We start from the raw sequence: 16,644 nt of genomic DNA on the forward strand, positions 1-16,644 counted from the left end.
AGGAGGACGCTTCCGACATGAAGGCCGTCGTGATGGCTGGTGGCGAAGGAACGCGACTTCGCCCCATGACCTCGAGCATGCCCAAACCGCTCCTGCCGGTGGCGAACCGGCCGATCATGGAGCATGTACTGCGGCTGCTCAAGCGGCACGGGCTCACCGAGACCGTCGTTACCGTTCAGTTTCTCGCCTCACTCGTCAGGAACTACTTCGGTGACGGCGAAGAGCTCGGAATGGAGCTCACCTATGCCAACGAGGAGAAGCCACTCGGCACTGCGGGGAGTGTCAAGAATGCCGAGGAAGCGCTGAAGGACGACGCGTTCCTCGTCATTTCCGGTGACGCCCTCACCGATTTCGACCTCACCGACCTGATCTCCTTCCACAAGGAGAAGGGCGCCCTTGTCACCGTCTGTCTGACACGGGTGCCCAACCCTCTGGAATTCGGCATCACCATCGTCGACGAGGAGGGAAAGGTCGAGCGGTTCCTCGAGAAGCCGACCTGGGGGCAGGTCTTCTCGGACACCGTGAACACGGGCATTTACGTCATGGAGCCCGAGGTCTTCGACTACGTCGAGGCCGATGTGCCCGTCGACTGGTCGGGGGACGTCTTCCCGCAGCTCATGAAGGAAGGCAAGCCGATCTACGGCTACATCGCCGAGGGCTACTGGGAAGACGTCGGCACGCACGAGAGCTATGTGAAGGCGCAGGCCGACGTCCTGGAGCGGAAGGTCGACGTCGAGCTCGACGGGTTCGAGATCTCTCCCGGAGTGTGGGTCGCCGAAGGGGCCGAGGTGCATCCCGACGCGGTGCTACGGGGGCCGCTCTACATCGGGGACTACGCCAAGGTCGAAGCCGGCGCCGAGATCCGCGAGCACACGGTCGTGGGCTCCAACGTCGTCGTGAAGTCCGGGGCGTTCCTCCACAAGGCCGTGGTCCACGACAACGTCTACATCGGGCAGCAGGCCAACCTGCGAGGCTGCGTCATCGGCAAGAACACCGACATCATGCGCGCCGCGCGCATCGAGGACGGTGCGGTGATCGGCGACGAATGCCTGGTGGGTGAGGAATCGATTGTTCAGGGCAATGTGCGGGTCTATCCGTTCAAGACCATCGAGGCCGGCGCGTTCGTCAACACCTCGGTCATCTGGGAGTCCCGGGGGCAGGCGCATCTGTTCGGCGCCAGGGGTGTCACCGGCATCCTGAACGTGGAGATCACCCCCGAGCTCGCGGTGCGCCTCGCCGGGGCGTACGCGACGACGCTCAAGAAGGGCGCCACCGTCACCACGGCGCGTGACCACTCCCGTGGTGCACGCGCCCTGAAGCGGGCGGTCATCTCCGCGCTCCAGGCCAGTGCCATCGACGTCCGGGACCTGGAGAACGTGCCGTTGCCCGTGGCGCGGCAGCAGACGGCCAGGGGCAGCGCGGGCGGCATCATGATCCGCACGTCCCCGGGCGTGCCGGACTCCGTCGACATCATGTTCTTCGACGAACGTGGTGCCGACCTGTCCCAGGGCGGCCAGCGGAAGCTGGACCGGGTGTACGCGCGCCAGGAGTACCGTCGTGCGTTCCCCGGCGAGATCGGTGACCTGCACTTCCCGTCGAGCGTGTTCGACTCGTACACGGGCTCCCTGCTGCGCAACGTGGACACGTCGGGGATCGCCGAGTCCGGGCTCAAGGTGGTCATCGACGCGTCCAACGGCAGTGCCGGCCTCGTTCTGCCGAGCCTCCTCGGCCGCCTCGGTGTCGACGCGCTGACGATCAACCCGGGTCTGGACGAGTCCCGGCCGACCGAGTCCGCGGACACGCGCAGGTCGGGGCTCGTGCGGCTCGGTGAGATCGTCGCCTCCGCGAGGGCCGCGTTCGGTGTCCGCTTCGACCCCGTCGGCGAGCGGCTGTCCCTCGTCGACGAGCGCGGGCGGATCGTCGAGGACGACCGGGCGCTGCTGGTCCTGCTGGACCTCGTGGCCGCCGAGCGGCGCAGCGGCCGGGTCGCCCTGCCGGTGACCACCACGAGGATCGCCGAGCAGGTCGCCGCGTACCACGGGACCCAGGTGGAGTGGACGACGACGTCACCGGACGACCTGACCCGTGTGGGCCGGGAGGAGACCACGATCTTCGGCGGTGACGGCCGCGGCGGCTTCATCGTGCCGGAGTTCAGCAGTGTCTTCGACGGCACGGCCGCGTTCGTGCGGCTCGTGGGGCTGGTGGCCCGTACGCAGCTCACGCTGAGCCAGATCGACGCCCGGATTCCGCGGGCGCACGTGCTCAAGCGGGATCTGGCCACGCCCTGGGCCGTCAAGGGTCTGGTGATGCGCCGGGTCGTCGAGGCCGCTGGCGATCGACATGTCGACACCACGGACGGGGTGCGGGTCGTGGAGGCCGACGGACGCTGGGTGATGGTCCTGCCCGACCCGGCCGAGGCGGTCACCCATCTGTGGGCGGAGGGACCCGACGACGCCTCGGCGCAGGCCCTGCTCGACGAATGGGCGTCGGTCGTGGACAGCGCGGGTCGGTGAGGCGCCCGTCGGTGTGCCGCCCGCCTTTCCGGGGCGGTGTCCGGCACACCGGTGGGGCCATTCGGCGGTAGCGGCTGCGACATGCGACGATGTGCGGCATGTCGCAGCAGCCCCCCGTTCGGAGCACAGGTTCTCCGCCCGCGCGTCCCGATGCGTCGATGTCGCTGCTGACGAACGTGATGGAGCACAGCCTCGACGACGGGTACGCGGAAGCGGCCGCGCGCCGGGCCGAGCACGGGGGACTGCCCCGGACGCTGCGCGCCAAGCTCGGGCTCGCCGCCGGCCTGGTGCTGGCGGCCGTCATCGTCACCGTGGGTGCCGCCGAGGCGCGGGTATCGGCACCGGTCCTGGCGAAGGAGCGCGAGGAGCTGATCGACCGCGTCCAGGCGCAGACCGAGTCCGTGGACAAGCTGGAAGAGAGCGTCGACGCGCTCCGCGACGACGTCCAGGAGCGCCAGCGCAGGGCCCTCAACACCCAGGGCGGCGACCAGGGCGCGCTCGTGGGTCTGCTGGCCGGCGCCACGGAGGTGTCCGGGCCGGGCGTGAAACTCGTCGTGGACGACGCCAAGGGCACCGACCAGGGCGGTGACGGGCCGCGTGAGAGCAGCGGGTTCTCCGACACGGGCCGGGTCCGCGACCGTGACATGCAGCGTGTCGTCAACGGGCTGTGGGAGTCGGGAGCCGAGGCCGTCGCCATCAATGGGCAGCGACTGACGGCCCTGTCGGCGATCCGTGCCGCGGGCGACGCCATACTGGTCGACAACAGGCCGCTGGTACCGCCGTACACGGTGCTCGCGGTGGGGGACGGGAACAAGCTGAGCACCGCGTTCCAGGACAGCGCCGACGGGCAGTATCTGCACGCGTTGCAGGAGAACTTCGGTATCCGCTCCAGCATTTCCGACGAGCAGACGGTGCGGTTGCCCGCGGCCCCCAGCTTGATCGTACGTACAGCAGAGCCGATGACCGCCGACGCCGACCGGGGCAGCGGGCCGGGGACGGCAGACACAGGGAAGGGCACATCGTGATCGCCGTACTGGGCCTCGTCGCCGGAGTCGTGGTCGGACTGTTGATCCGGCCCGAGGTGCCGGCGGTGGTCGAGCCTTACCTTCCGATCGCGGTCGTCGCCGCCCTGGACGCGGTGTTCGGCGGTCTGCGGGCCATGCTCGACGGGATCTTCGTCGACAAGGTCTTCGTCGTCTCCTTCCTGTCGAACGTGGTCGTGGCCGCGCTGATCGTCTTTCTCGGCGACAAGCTCGGCGTCGGTGCGCAGTTGTCGACCGGCGTGGTCGTCGTCCTCGGTATCCGGATCTTCTCCAACGCCGCCGCGATCCGCCGGCATGTCTTCCGGGCGTGACGAACATGAACAGCGAAGAGAAACCCCACCGCAGTTCGCCGGAGCCCAGGCGCGAGCCGCTGCCGCCGCTCGCCCCGCCGCCGGCGCAGCAGCCCGATCCCCCCGCGGACGAGAGCCCCTCGCAGACAGGACGGCAGCGGCTGCGTGCCGCCGTGTGGCCGCCTCGGGTGACGCGCGCCCAACTCATCGTCGCGGTGCTGTTGTTCGTACTCGGTCTGGGCCTGGCCATCCAGGTGCGTTCGAACAGCGACGAGAGCGCGTTGCGCGGGGCGCGCCAGGAGGACCTGGTGCGCATCCTCGACGAGCTCGACAACCGATCGCAGCGCCTGGCGGACGAGAAGCAGCGCCTGGAGGACCAGCGCACCGAGCTGGAGAGCAGTTCCGACCAGGCCGAGGAGGCGCGCAAGCAGACGCTCCAGAAGGAGCAGCAGCTCGGGATCCTCGCCGGCACGGTGGCCGCGCAGGGTCCCGGCATCACGCTGACCATCGGGGACCCGTCGGGCACGGTGGAGCCCGACATGCTCCTCGACGCGATCCAGGAGCTGCGGGCCGCCGGCGCGGAGGCGATCCAGGTCAACGGGGTCCGCGTCGTCGCCGACACGTTCTTCTCCGGTACGGCGGGTGACATAGAGGTCGACGGGAAGCGCGTCAGCGCGCCGTACACCTTCGAGGTCATCGGCAAGCCGCAGGACCTGGAGCCCGCGCTGAACATCCCCGGTGGTGTGGTGCAGACACTGGAGAAGGAGCAGGCCACGGCGACCGTGGAGCGTTCGGAGAAGATCATTGTCGACGCCTTGCGACCGGCGGAGCGGCCTGACTACGCTCGGTCGTCCTCCCAGTGAAACGGGGAAGCATGGAGTCTGCTGCCGGGCCAGGGCGGAAATTTGCAGGGGGGCGACGCACCGGATCGGTGGCGCGTGGTGGAAACTGTCCGGTGGTTACGGACGTTGTGAAGATGTCCGGGTCGGCAGGTGTGTTCGTTCAGGATTCGTCCTGCCCCACGGGCGGGTCTATTTCGGTCAAGGGGAAACGCCCGTGAAGTTGTTTGGAAAGTTGTTCGGCAAGAGCGCACGCGAGGACGGCAACGCCCGCCACCGCGCGCCGCGCCACGGCCAGAGCGAGGAGCAGGGCGCCGAGCGGCCGCTGTTCCGCGACGAGGTCGCCGGTGGCGACAATTCGGGCGGACAGGGCGCGTCGTCTGTTGACCCTGCCGGTGCCGGGCGCATAGGTTTCGGGGAACCATCAACCTCAAGTGCGGGTGGAGGGTTTGCCCCCGATCCGTATGCGACCAATCCCCACGCGGGACAACCGCGGCAGGAGGATCCCTCCATGGCGGGTCTGCCGGTTTGTACGAGGTGCGGCCACCGGAACACCGAGGCCGGTCGGTTCTGCTCCAACTGCGGTGCGCCGCTTCGCGGTGGTGCTCCGGCCGAGCGCGCCTCCGAGACGACGTCGACCATCTCGATCTCTGGGATCGAGGCGTACGACTCCGAGGTCACCGGGCAGACCGCCCTGCCCTCGCTGTCGCCCGAGGCTCAGGCGGCGGTCGACGCCCTGCCGCTCGGCTCCGCCCTCCTGGTGGTGCGCCGCGGCCCGAACTCGGGCAGCCGCTTCCTGCTGGACGGTGACCTGACGACCGCGGGCCGTCACCCGCAGAGCGACATCTTCCTCGACGACGTGACGGTCTCGCGCCGCCATGTGGAGTTCCGCCGAGGCCCGGACGGCAGCTTCAGCGTCTCCGACGTCGGCAGCCTCAACGGCACGTACGTGAACCGCGAGCGGATCGACTCGGTGGTCCTGGCGAACGGTGACGAGGTCCAGATCGGCAAGTACCGGCTGGTGTTCTACGCGAACCAGCGGGGCGTGTGACCGTTTCCCCAGACTCCGTCCGGGGGGACTCCCACAGGGAAGGTACATGCTGCGTACACCGACGGGCGGTGCCGGACACGGCACCGCCGGCCCGGGCGACCGGCTGATGAGCATCGGCGCGGTGCTGGCACGGCTGCGCGACGAGTTCCCCGAGGTGACGATCTCCAAGATCCGTTTCCTGGAGGCCGAGGGGCTCGTCGAGCCGCGCCGGTCCCCGTCGGGGTACCGCAAGTTCAGTGCCCAGGACGTCGAGCGCCTGGCCCTCGTCCTGCGCATGCAGCGCGACCACTACCTTCCCCTCAAGGTCATCCGCGAGCAGCTGGACGCCCTCGAGCGCGGCGAGCAGATCCAGCTGCCCGTCCAGGGGGCCCAGCGCGAGCTGTTCGAGGGCGGTGACGGGGGCGAGAGCGACCGCCGTACCGCCCGGCGGCTCGGCCGGGCCGAGCTCCTGGCAGCCGCGGAGGTGGGCGAGGAGGACCTGGCCGAGTGGGAGTCGTACGGGCTGCTCACGGCCGACGCGAGCGGCGGTTACGACGCCGAGTCGGTGACGGTGGCCCGGCTCGTCTGCGAGCTCGGCAGATTCGGACTCGAGCCGCGGCATCTGCGGGCGATGAAGGCGTCCGCCGACCGGGACGCCGGGCTGGTCGAGCAGATCGTGGCGCCACTGCGCAGACACCGTAATCCGCAGACCAGAGCGCATGCGGAGGCCACTACGAGAGAGCTGGCCGCGCTGTCCGTGAGACTGCACGCGGCCCTGGTCCAGAGCGCCCTCGGAGTGCGGCTGCACTGATCTTGGCCCAGCCCGACTACCCAAACCTCGTCCGCACGTCCTAGGGTTGCTGTGTGAACGAGCTCGACGTTGTGGGTGTCCGGGTCGAAATGCCCTCGAACCAACCGATCGTGCTCCTGCGTGAAGTGGGAGGCGATCGGTACCTCCCCATTTGGATCGGACCGGGGGAGGCGACCGCGATCGCCTTCGCGCAGCAGGGGATGGCCCCCGCCAGACCCTTGACGCACGACCTGTTCAAGGACGTCCTCGACGCGGTGGGCCAGGAGCTCACCGAGGTCCGCATCACCGACCTGCGCGAGGGCGTGTTCTACGCGGAGCTGGTCTTCGCCAGCGGTGTCGAGGTGAGTGCCAGGCCGTCCGACGCCATAGCGCTCGCCCTGCGCACCGGGACCCCGATCTACGGCAGTGACGGTGTGCTCGACGACGCGGGGATCGCCATCCCGGACGAGCAGGAGGACGAGGTGGAGAAGTTCCGCGAGTTCCTCGACCAGATCTCGCCGGAGGACTTCGGTTCCAGCAGCCAGTGAGGCCGTCGCGGGCGGTGAGCACCCGGCCGTGCGGCATCGGCGCATTCGAGTAGCCTTTCCCCGGATCGGGCACGAGAAACCACTCTCAGGGTGATTATCACTCGGCGTGCCGAGTGTGGCGATCGTTGACGCACCCCTGGTGACTCCCTACCTTCGAGGTGGCAGGTCAAGGACGGAGGTCGGCGTGAGAAGCAGCGGCGACAGTACGGCTGGGGGCGGCCCCGGAATCAGTCCGGTGGAAGGCGGGCCGTATCCGCTGCACGACAGCGCGGCCGACCCCTTCACGGACACCATCGGATACCGCGGACCGACCGCGTGCGCGGCGGCGGGAATCACCTACCGGCAGCTGGACTACTGGGCGCGTACGGGCCTGGTGGAGCCGAGCGTGCGGCCGGCGTACGGATCGGGCACACAGCGGCTCTACAGCTTTCGGGACGTGGTCGTCCTCAAGATCGTCAAGCGGTTCCTGGACACCGGCGTCGCGCTGCAGAACATCCGCGCCGCCGTCCAGCACCTGCGTGCCCGGGGCTTTCGCGACCTCGAGCGGATGACGCTGATGAGCGACGGGGCGACGGTGTACGAGTGCTCGTCGCCCGACGAGGTCGTCGACCTGCTCCAAGGGGGTCAGGGCGTCTTCGGGATCGCGGTGGGCGTCGTGTGGCGCGACGTCGAGGCGGCCCTTTCGCAACTGCACGGAGAACGCGTCGACACGGGCGAGACGCTGATCGGCAACAACCCCGCCGACGAGCTGGCGAGGCGCAGGCGCGACCGCGCGGGGTGATCCGGGTGCCGCGCCCCAGCGGCACCAGGCGGACACAGGCGTCGCCGCGCTGTTCGCGCGGCGACGTTGTCAGTGGTGTAGGGCAGCATCGATGGTGTGAGATCCGCGCCGACGATCCTGCATCTGGACATGGATGCCTTCTACGCCGCTGCCGAGCAGGCGGCGAAGCCCTCGTTGCGCGGAAAGGCCGTGGTGGTCGGGGGGCTCGGGCCGCGCGGAGTGGTCGCCACCGCGTCGTACGAGGCGAGGCGTTTCGGCGTGCACTCGGCGATGCCGATGGCGCAGGCCAGACGGCTGGCGCCGAACGCGGCATACCTGGTGCCGCGGTTCTCGCTCTACCGCTCGGTCAGCGAGCACGTCATGGAGCTGCTGGGGCGGCTGTCGCCGCTCGTGGAGCCGCTCAGCCTGGACGAGGCCTTCGTCGACCTGGAGGCGGGCGGTGCCGCCGACGACTCGGCCTCGGCCCGTGCGACGGGAGAGCGGCTGCGGGCCGACATCCGGGCGATGACGGGGCTGACCGGGTCCGTCGGCCTGGCCGGCTCCAAGATGCTGGCGAAGATCGCCTCCGAGCAGGCGAAGCCGGACGGTCTCGTCCTGATAGAGCCCGGCACCGAAAGAGAGCTGCTCGGGCCCCTGTCCGTGCGGACACTGCCCGGCGTGGGCCCCGCGACGGGTGAGCATCTCCGACGCGCGGGGATGACCACGGTCGCCGACCTCGCGGAGGCAGGCGAGGACGAGCTCGTACGCCTGCTGGGCAGGGCCCACGGCACCGCGCTGTTCCGGATGGCGCTCGGGCACGACGACCGGCCGGTGGTCGCCGAGCGGGACGCCAAGTCGGTGTCGGTGGAGGACACCTTCGACGTGGACCTGCACGACCGGGTGCGGGTGCGGATCGAGGTGGAGCGGCTCGCCGAGCGCTGCGTGCAGCGGCTGCGGGCGGGCGGACACTCCGGCCGGACGATCGTCCTCAAGGTCCGGCGCTACGACTTCTCGACGCTCACGCGCTCGGAGACGCTCAGGGGGCCGACCGACGACCCGGCCGTGGTGCGGGAGGCCGCGGGCCGGCTGCTGGAGTCCGTGGACACGACGGGCGGTGTACGGCTGCTCGGAGTCGGGGTCACGGGGCTTGCCGACTACACGCAGGAGGACCTTTTCGCGCAGGCCGCGGCCGAGGAGGCCGCGGCCTCCTCGGCCGCGTCGTCGGTCGAGGCCGGTGAGCCGCCGGAGGGGGCCGAGCGCGAGGAGGCGCCGGTGGAGCCCGGACCGGCCGGGCCGATCGCGCGGCACTGGTCCGCGGGGCAGGACGTCCGGCATGCCGTGTACGGGGCGGGCTGGGTGCAGGGGAGCGGCGTGGGGCGCGTGACCGTGCGCTTCGAGGAGCCGGGATCGGCGCCGGGCCGGGTGCGCACGTTCCGGGTGGACGACGAGGACCTCCAGCCGTCGGACCCGCTGCCGCTGGTGCCGGCGGTCTCTCCGCGGACCGATGCGTCCGGGGAGGAGGCGGTCGCCTCGGGTGGGCCGGCGGCGGGGGCCGAGGGGCCGCTGCCGGAGACGGTTGCCTCGGGGGAGCCGGCACCGAGGGCCGGTGGGCCCGGCAGAGACGCGGCCGCTTCGGATGGGGCGGCCACAGGGCCCCCTCATGCGATCGCTCGGCCGGGGCCTGAGGCGCCGGGTGCCCCTCCGCCGGGAGCGGCGGAGGGGAGCGCGTCCGTTCCGGGCGGCGACGAGCACAGGGTGGCGCCGAGCACCTGACGGCCGAGGGAGCCCACAGACCGCCGGGCTCGTCCTGGAGCGGACCGGAACTCACCGGGCAGGGCGGTCGGGGCGCCCGCGTCGGAATGCCACGGCTCGCGGGCCCAGCCGGGGGCTGAGGGGGGGCCGGCGTCAGTGCTCCTGACGGGGCCACGGAGCATGGCGTCCGATGCGGGAAATGGGGCCCTCGACCGGGGGCTGAGGTGGGAGGGAGGGACGGCGTCAGTCCTCCTGGCCTGTGACCTGGCCGAAGGAGCGGTCGCCGGCGGACGGGGCAGGCGTTGGGGGAGCCGAGAGGTCGAGGCCGTAGTGGTGATAGAGCTGAAGCTCCTGCTCGGGAGAGAGATGCCGTCCGACACCGAAGTCGGGCGCGTCCTTGATCAGGGCGCGCTCGTAGGGGACGTGGAGTGCGTTGTCGACGACTTCGCTCGGCTCCAGGGGCACGAAGGCGTCCCGGCTGAACAGTCCCGTACGAACGGCGGCCCACTCGGGCTGGCCCGTGGCGTCGTCCAGGTAGACCTCGTCGACAGTGCCGATCTTGTGGCCGTCGCGGTCGAACGCCTTGCGGCCTATCAGGCTGCGCGGATCGATATCGGTCTGCACGGTCCCTCCAATGGGTCGCACCTGCTCTCAGTCACTACAAAAGGGCACATCCCGGGTGACGGCCACTTGAAGGTTTTTCATAGGAACGCGCTGGTACCCTGGCAATCGGCTGTTGACCCTGTGCGGGAGAGTCCACCGGTGATCCCACCGGCGGCGCCGAAGGAGCAAATCCTCCCCGGAATCTCTCAGGCCCCTGTACCGCACGGACGAGGTCACTCTGGAAAGCAGGGCGGGCGTCGGACGGCATCCGCTCTCACCGACGGTGAAAGCCGGCGCGTCGCTCCATGGCGCCCGGTGAAGCTCTCAGGTTCGAGATGACAGAGGGGGAGGCCGTCCGGGCATCCGCGCCGCGATGCCCCTCGCAGGTCGCATAAGACCAGGAGGCCTCCCACATGACCGCCAACCGCATTCCGCTCTCCCAGTTGGAGCGAGGCACACCCTTCGAGCAGCGACACATCGGCCCCGACGCCGCTGCCCAGGCGAAGATGCTCGCGCAGGTGGGGTACGGATCGCTCGACGAGCTGACCGCCGCCGCGGTGCCGGATGTGATCAAGAGCGCCGAGGCGCTGAACCTCCCCGACGCCCGCACCGAGGCCGACGTCCTCGCCGAGCTGCGTTCGCTCGGGGACCGCAACCAGGTGCTCGCGCCCATGATCGGCCTCGGCTACTACGGCACCTTCACGCCGCCGGTCATCCTGCGCAACGTCATGGAGAACCCGGCCTGGTACACCGCGTACACGCCGTACCAGCCGGAGATCTCCCAGGGACGGCTCGAGGCCCTCCTGAACTTCCAGACCGTCGTCGCCGACCTCACCGGCCTGCCCACCTCCGGCGCCTCCCTGCTGGACGAGGGCACCGCGGCCGCCGAGGCCATGTCGCTCGCCCGCCGGGTCGGCAAGGTCAAGGACGGCGTCTTCCTCATCGACGCCGACGCCCTGCCGCAGACCATCGCCGTGATCGAGACCCGCGCCGAGCCCACCGGCGTCGAGGTCGTCACCGCCGACCTCAGCGAGGGCATCCCCGCCGAGATCGCCGAGCGCGGCGTCTTCGGCGTGCTGCTCCAGTACCCGGGTGCCTCCGGCGCCGTACGGGACCTGAAGCCGGTCATCGAGCAGGCGCACGAGCTCGGCGCGATCGTCACCGTCGCCGCCGACCTGCTGGCGCTCACCCTGCTGACGTCGCCCGGCGAGCTCGGCGCGGACATCGCCGTCGGCACGACCCAGCGCTTCGGCGTCCCCATGGGCTTCGGCGGCCCGCACGCGGGCTACATGGCGGTGCGCGACAAGTTCGCCCGCAGCCTGCCCGGCCGCCTCGTCGGCGTCTCCGTGGACGCGGACGGCAACAAGGCCTACCGGCTCGCGCTCCAGACCCGTGAGCAGCACATCCGCCGCGAGAAGGCCACCAGCAACATCTGCACCGCGCAGGTGCTGCTCGCCGTCATGGCGGGCATGTACGCCGTCTACCACGGCCCCGACGGTCTGCGCGGCATCGCGGAGCGCACCCACCGCTACGCCACCGTCCTCGCCGACGGGCTGCGGGCCGGCGGCGTCGAGGTCGTGCACGGCGCCTTCTTCGACACGCTCACGCTGCGCGTGCCCGGCAAGGCCGCCGACGTCGTCGCCGCCGCGCGCGAGGGCGGGGTCAACCTGCACCTCGTGGACGCCGACCACGTCTCCGTCGCCTGTGACGAGACCACCGGCCGCGACCAGCTGACGGCCGTGTGGTCCGCCTTCGGAGTCCAGGGCGAGGTCGAGGCGCTGGACGCGGCGAGCACCGACGGCCTGCCGGCTGCGCTGCTGCGCTCCGACGAGTACCTCACCCACCCGGTCTTCCACCAGCACCGCTCCGAGACCGCGATGCTGCGCTACCTGCGCAGGCTCGCCGACCGGGACTACGCGCTGGACCGCGGCATGATCCCGCTCGGCTCCTGCACGATGAAGCTGAACGCGACGACGGAGATGGAGCCGGTCACCTGGCCGGAGTTCGGCCAGATCCACCCCTTCGCGCCCGTCGAGCAGGCCGAGGGCTACCTGACGCTCATCCACGAGCTGGAGGACCGTCTCGCCGAGGTCACCGGCTACGACAAGGTCTCGATCCAGCCCAACGCCGGGTCCCAGGGCGAGCTGGCCGGTCTGCTGGCCGTGCGCGCGTACCACCGCGCAAACGGCGACGAGCAGCGCACCGTGTGCCTGATCCCGTCCTCCGCGCACGGCACCAACGCCGCCAGCGCCGTGATGGCCGGCATGAAGGTCGTCGTCGTGAAGACCGCCGACGACGGCGAGGTGGACGTCGAGGACCTGCGCGCCAAGATCGAGCAGTACGGCGACGAACTCTCCGTGCTGATGATCACCTACCCCTCGACACACGGCGTGTTCGAGGAGCACGTGGCCGACATCTGCGCTCAGGTGCACGACGCGGGCGGCCAGGTCTACGTGGACGGCGCCAACCTCAACGCACTGGTCGGTCTCGCCAAGCCGGGCAAGTTCGGCGGCGACGTCTCGCACCTGAACCTGCACAAGACCTTCTGCATCCCGCACGGCGGCGGCGGTCCCGGCGTCGGCCCGGTCGGCGTACGCGCGCACCTCGCGCCCTATCTGCCGAACCACCCGCTGCAGCCGACCGCGGGCCCCGAGACGGGCGTCGGCCCGATCTCGGCCGCCCCGTGGGGCTCGGCGGGCATCCTGCCGATCTCCTGGGCGTACGTCCGTCTCATGGGCGGCGAGGGTCTCAAGCGGGCCACGCAGGTGGCCGTTCTCGCGGCGAACTACATCGCCAAGCGCCTGGAGCCGCACTACCCGGTGCTGTACACGGGTCCGGCGGGTCTGGTCGCCCACGAGTGCATCGTCGACCTGCGGCCGCTGTCGAAGGCGACCGGTGTCAGCGTCGACGACATCGCCAAGCGCCTGATCGACTACGGCTTCCACGCGCCGACCATGTCGTTCCCGGTGGCCGGCACGCTGATGATCGAGCCGACGGAGAGCGAGGACCTGACCGAACTCGACCGCTTCTGCGACACGATGATCGCGATCCGTGCCGAGATCGAGAAGGTGGCGTCGGGCGCATGGCCCGCGGACGACAACCCGCTGCGCAACGCCCCGCACACCGCGGCCGCCCTCGGCGGCGAGTGGAACCATGCCTACAGCCGTGACGAAGCCGTCTTCCCGGCGGGTGTGAGCGCTGCGGACAAGTACTGGCCGCCGGTCCGCCGTATCGACGGCGCCTTCGGCGACCGCAACCTGGTCTGCTCCTGCCCGCCGCTGGACGAGTACGACAACTGACGCCCTGCGCGCATGGATCGGGGCCGGTACGGAGAACTCTCCGGCCGGCCCCTGGTCGTCTCGGCGACCGCTCTACGCGGCCGTCATCACCTGGCCGGTCTCACGCGGCCGGTGCGGAGCGATGATCTGCCCGTCGGGCAGCAGTTCGCCGGTGTCCTCGAAGAGGAGCACACCGTTGCACAGGAGGCTCCAGCCCTGCTCCGGGTGGTGTGCCACCAGGCGCGCCGCCTCCCGGTCGGCTGAGTCGGGCGTAGGGCAGGCTGGCTGGTGCTGGCACATGGATGGGTTCTTTCCCTGCGGTGTGGTGAGTGTCCTGCGGCTCGATGAGCTGTTCATGGCCGCCCCCCGTCTCTGTCGGTCCGGTCCCAGTGTTCCCCCACGGGCGTCGATCCGCAGGGATTTCACAGCAGCTCTTCCTACTGATTCATGACGCATCACCCGCGTGAGCGGTTCAGCGCAACCGGCCTGTCCTTTCGGGTGGTTCGAAGTGACCCGGCAGGGCTAGTCCGGCCGGGCCATACGCTGCTCAGCAGTACGCCCCGCGACCGGCCGGTCGCGGGGCGTACTGGAGGTCAGGCGAGGTCAGGCGGCCGGTGAGTCGAGCAGGGGCTGCGGTGTCAGCCGCAGGGTCAGCACGGGCAGTAGATCGGCGACCTGGTGCGGCCGGTGAGCCGCGATGCCGGGCGGGGCCGGTGCCAGCGGCACCAGAACGTCGGTCGGCTGAAGAGTGCCGGCGGACGCGTCGGCCTCGATGTCGCGGTGCAGCCAGAGTGTGAGCATGTACAGCTCCGGTACGGACAGCAGGCGCGGCTGGAAAGGTGCTCCCATCGCCTCTGCCTGGCGCAGCGCACGTTCCGTGGAACCGAGATAGGGCCCTTCGAAGAAGTGGGAGAAGGCCCAGCCGTCCGGCGTCAGCCTCGTGTCCGCCGCGGCCACGGCACGATCGCCGTTGCGGATGAGGAAGCGCCAGCCGGCGAGCCGTGTGTACGGGGCGCCGGCGGTCGGGACGACTCGGTCCAGGACATGGACCGGAAGGGGCAGTTCGGGGCTCAGGGGTCCCTGGACGGACCTGAGAGCGGGTGTCGGAGCCTCACGGACGGCCGTGGGGGAACCGAGTGCTGCGAGAACGCTGCGCAGGGCGGGCACGGGGGCCGGGGGAACATGCAGCGGCATGATGGGTCGCCTCTCACTCAAGAGACACGGTGATGCGGGGAGATGCAGACGGCACTGTCGGCGTACGGGCCGCGCGGGGCCGGAAAGACCACCTGGCGCCGAATCCCGGCCCATCCGCAGAGTTTATACGACCCGTGTTCAGTGATTGTTTCCGCTAGCCTTCGCGGTGATTTTTCGCAAGGCGAATACCGGACCCGCCGAGCCCGAGTTTCCGGCGTGTTTTCCGGAGGCCGAGGACGTGGCCTGCGGTTTCTTCCGCGGAGTGGTAGGCCGAATCCGTACGGTGTTTTCGCCCCGGCCGGATCCGGAAAGTGACCGTCGCATCACACCGTGGGAAGTGCCCGGTGAATGTGCCCCGTGCGTACTGACTCCAGACTATCGGGAGCGGACCTGCCGCGCGGGCGTTACGGATCTAAGAGTCTGGGCATTATCGTCCGTGACGCGAGCGGCCCACGCTGCGTGGCTGCCCACTCGAGGAGGGACCCTTCGATGGGGGAGAAGATCGTGGCAGGCGGGTTCGACCTGTCCGATCGTCAACGGTACCGGCGCAAGCTCCAGCAGTGCCTGGCGGGACTGGGGCGGCTGCTGGCGGAGAAGAGGTTCGACCGGCCCAGGAACCTCATGGGGCTGGAGATAGAGCTGAATCTCGCGGATGCGGACGGGACGCCGAGGATGATGAATGCGGAAGTACTCTCCCGCATCTCGAGTCCTGATTTCCAGACCGAACTGGGAATGTTCAACCTGGAAGTAAACATCGTTCCGCACCGGCTGGACGGGCACGTTTTCGATCAGTTGGCAGAGGAGTTGCGGACCGGTCTGGGATATGCCGACCGCAGGGCCGCCGAAGTGGGCTCCGGGCTCGTGATGATCGGAATTCTGCCCACCTTGCGGCAGCACGACCTCGTCTCCGCCAATCTCTCCGACGTCGACCGCTACATGCTGCTCAACGATCAGATCGTGGCCGCGCGCGGCGAGGAGTTCACACTCGACATCGAGGGCGTCGAGAGGCTGACCTGCACCTCGTCGTCGATAGCCCCGGAATCGGCCTGCACGTCGGTCCAGCTGCACCTGCAGGTGACACCCGCCCGGTTCGCCGACGTGTGGAACGCGGCGCAGGCGGTGGCGGCCGTCCAGGTCGCCGTCGGCGCCAACTCGCCCTTCCTGTTCGGCAGGGAGCTGTGGCGCGAGTCGCGGCCTCCGCTGTTCCAGCAGGCCACCGACACCCGCCCGCCCGAGCTCCAGGCGCAGGGTGTGCGGCCGCGCACCTGGTTCGGCGAGCGCTGGGTGAACTCCGCGTACGACCTCTTCGAGGAGAACCTGCGCTACTTCCCCGCGTTGCTGCCGATCTGCGACGAGGAGGACCCCCTGCGGGTGCTCGACGACGGCGGGGTCCCCCGGCTCCAGGAGCTCGTCCTGCACAACGGCACCGTGTACCGGTGGAACAGGCCGGTGTACGCCGTCGTCGACGGCGTGCCGCATCTGCGGGTGGAGAACCGCGTCCTGCCCGCCGGCCCCACGGTCGCCGACGTCGTCGCGAACGCGGCCTTCTACTACGGACTGGTGCGGGCACTGGCCGAGGAGACGCGGCCGGTGTGGACCCGGCTGCCCTTCGCTGCCGCCCACGAGAACTTCGAGGCCGCCTGCCGTCACGGCATCGACGCCGAACTGCTGTGGCCGCGCCCCGGCCGCGGCGGCGGGGTCACCCGCGTGCCCGTCGCCAAGCTCGTGCGGGACGAACTGCTCCCGCTCGCCGCGGCCGGTCTCGACGCGTGGAACATCGAGCCCGCCGACCGTGACCGGTACCTCGGCATCATCGAGGAGCGGTGCAGGCGGCGCACGAACGGCGCCTCCTGGCAGGTGGACACCTTCCACCGGGCACTGGAGGCCGGGCTCGAACGGGACGCGGTGCTCGCGGCGACCACCCGGCGCTACGGCGAGCTGATGCGCGAAGGGGAGCCGGTGCACACCTGGCCCGTGGGATTCCCCGGCGCGGCGTCGTGAGCC

14 protein-coding genes and 1 riboswitch are annotated in these 16,644 nt (G+C 70.2%); of the genes, 11 read left to right on the forward strand and 3 right to left on the reverse strand.

Features of this window, described 5'->3' with window-relative positions; all coding sequences use genetic code 11:
- Positions 1–17 precede the first annotated feature (17 nt).
- From QFZ82_RS32460 to QFZ82_RS32500, 9 genes are all read left to right on the forward strand, one after another.
- Positions 18–2,513 (forward strand): mannose-1-phosphate guanyltransferase, encoded by a 2,496-nt coding sequence (locus QFZ82_RS32460; RefSeq protein WP_307716515.1) that lies wholly within the window; start codon positions 18–20, stop codon positions 2,511–2,513.
- A gap of 98 nt (positions 2,514–2,611) precedes the next feature.
- A complete protein-coding gene (locus tag QFZ82_RS32465; RefSeq protein ID WP_307716516.1) occupies positions 2,612–3,538 on the forward strand; it encodes a DUF881 domain-containing protein in 927 nt (308 codons plus the stop codon).
- Positions 3,535–3,867, forward strand: a complete 333-nt coding sequence (locus QFZ82_RS32470; protein WP_168437949.1) for a small basic family protein — start codon at positions 3,535–3,537, stop codon at positions 3,865–3,867. Before QFZ82_RS32465 ends, QFZ82_RS32470 begins: the two co-directional genes overlap by 4 nt.
- Before the next feature lie 5 nt (positions 3,868–3,872).
- On the forward strand, positions 3,873–4,709 hold the full coding sequence (locus tag QFZ82_RS32475; RefSeq protein WP_307716517.1) for a DUF881 domain-containing protein: 837 nt from the start codon (positions 3,873–3,875) through the stop codon (positions 4,707–4,709).
- Between the two features lie 64 nt (positions 4,710–4,773).
- The gene (locus QFZ82_RS32480) at positions 4,774–5,736 is read left to right on the forward strand and encodes an FHA domain-containing protein (RefSeq protein WP_307717912.1); all 963 of its coding nucleotides are present in this window, start codon (positions 4,774–4,776) and stop codon (positions 5,734–5,736) included.
- A 46-nt stretch (positions 5,737–5,782) separates the two neighbouring features.
- Complete coding sequence (locus tag QFZ82_RS32485) at positions 5,783–6,526, forward strand: MerR family transcriptional regulator (RefSeq protein ID WP_307716518.1); 744 nt, start codon at positions 5,783–5,785, stop codon at positions 6,524–6,526.
- A gap of 53 nt (positions 6,527–6,579) precedes the next feature.
- Positions 6,580–7,053: a bifunctional nuclease family protein gene (locus QFZ82_RS32490; protein WP_177152903.1), complete on the forward strand. Its 474-nt coding sequence runs from the start codon at positions 6,580–6,582 to the stop codon at positions 7,051–7,053.
- Between the two features lie 184 nt (positions 7,054–7,237).
- A complete protein-coding gene (locus QFZ82_RS32495; RefSeq protein WP_373429358.1) occupies positions 7,238–7,834 on the forward strand; it encodes a MerR family transcriptional regulator in 597 nt (198 codons plus the stop codon).
- Positions 7,835–7,930: 96 nt separating this feature from the next.
- On the forward strand, positions 7,931–9,586 hold the full coding sequence (locus tag QFZ82_RS32500) for a DNA polymerase IV (protein WP_307716519.1): 1,656 nt from the start codon (positions 7,931–7,933) through the stop codon (positions 9,584–9,586).
- Positions 9,587–9,808: 222 nt separating this feature from the next.
- Here the strand turns inward: QFZ82_RS32500 and QFZ82_RS32505 are convergent, their stop codons facing one another.
- Positions 9,809–10,201 carry a PRC-barrel domain-containing protein gene (locus QFZ82_RS32505; protein ID WP_307717914.1) on the reverse strand — a complete coding sequence of 131 codons (393 nt, stop codon included), beginning with the start codon at positions 10,199–10,201 and terminating at the stop codon, positions 9,809–9,811.
- Positions 10,202–10,302: 101 nt separating this feature from the next.
- A riboswitch (glycine riboswitch) is annotated at positions 10,303–10,400 on the forward strand.
- Between the two features lie 181 nt (positions 10,401–10,581).
- Between QFZ82_RS32505 and gcvP the strand changes: the two genes are divergently transcribed.
- The gene (gene gcvP, locus QFZ82_RS32510) at positions 10,582–13,467 is read left to right on the forward strand and encodes an aminomethyl-transferring glycine dehydrogenase (RefSeq protein WP_307716520.1); all 2,886 of its coding nucleotides are present in this window, start codon (positions 10,582–10,584) and stop codon (positions 13,465–13,467) included.
- 72 nt (positions 13,468–13,539) lie between these two features.
- Here gcvP and QFZ82_RS32515 read toward each other — a convergent pair whose 3' ends face one another.
- Both QFZ82_RS32515 and QFZ82_RS32520 read right to left on the reverse strand, forming a co-directional pair.
- Positions 13,540–13,746 (reverse strand): DUF5999 family protein, encoded by a 207-nt coding sequence (locus QFZ82_RS32515; RefSeq protein WP_305737813.1) that lies wholly within the window; start codon positions 13,744–13,746, stop codon positions 13,540–13,542.
- Positions 13,747–14,049: 303 nt separating this feature from the next.
- Positions 14,050–14,640, reverse strand: a complete 591-nt coding sequence (locus tag QFZ82_RS32520; protein ID WP_307716521.1) for a hypothetical protein — start codon at positions 14,638–14,640, stop codon at positions 14,050–14,052.
- Between the two features lie 489 nt (positions 14,641–15,129).
- On the opposite strand from QFZ82_RS32520, the gene QFZ82_RS32525 reads away from it, so the two are divergent.
- Complete coding sequence (locus QFZ82_RS32525; protein WP_307716522.1) at positions 15,130–16,641, forward strand: glutamate-cysteine ligase family protein; 1,512 nt, start codon at positions 15,130–15,132, stop codon at positions 16,639–16,641.
- The last annotated feature ends 3 nt before the right edge of the window (positions 16,642–16,644 follow it).

It is taken from the genome of Streptomyces sp. V4I23 (genome assembly GCF_030817975.1).
Lineage (GTDB): Bacteria > Actinomycetota > Actinomycetes > Streptomycetales > Streptomycetaceae > Streptomyces.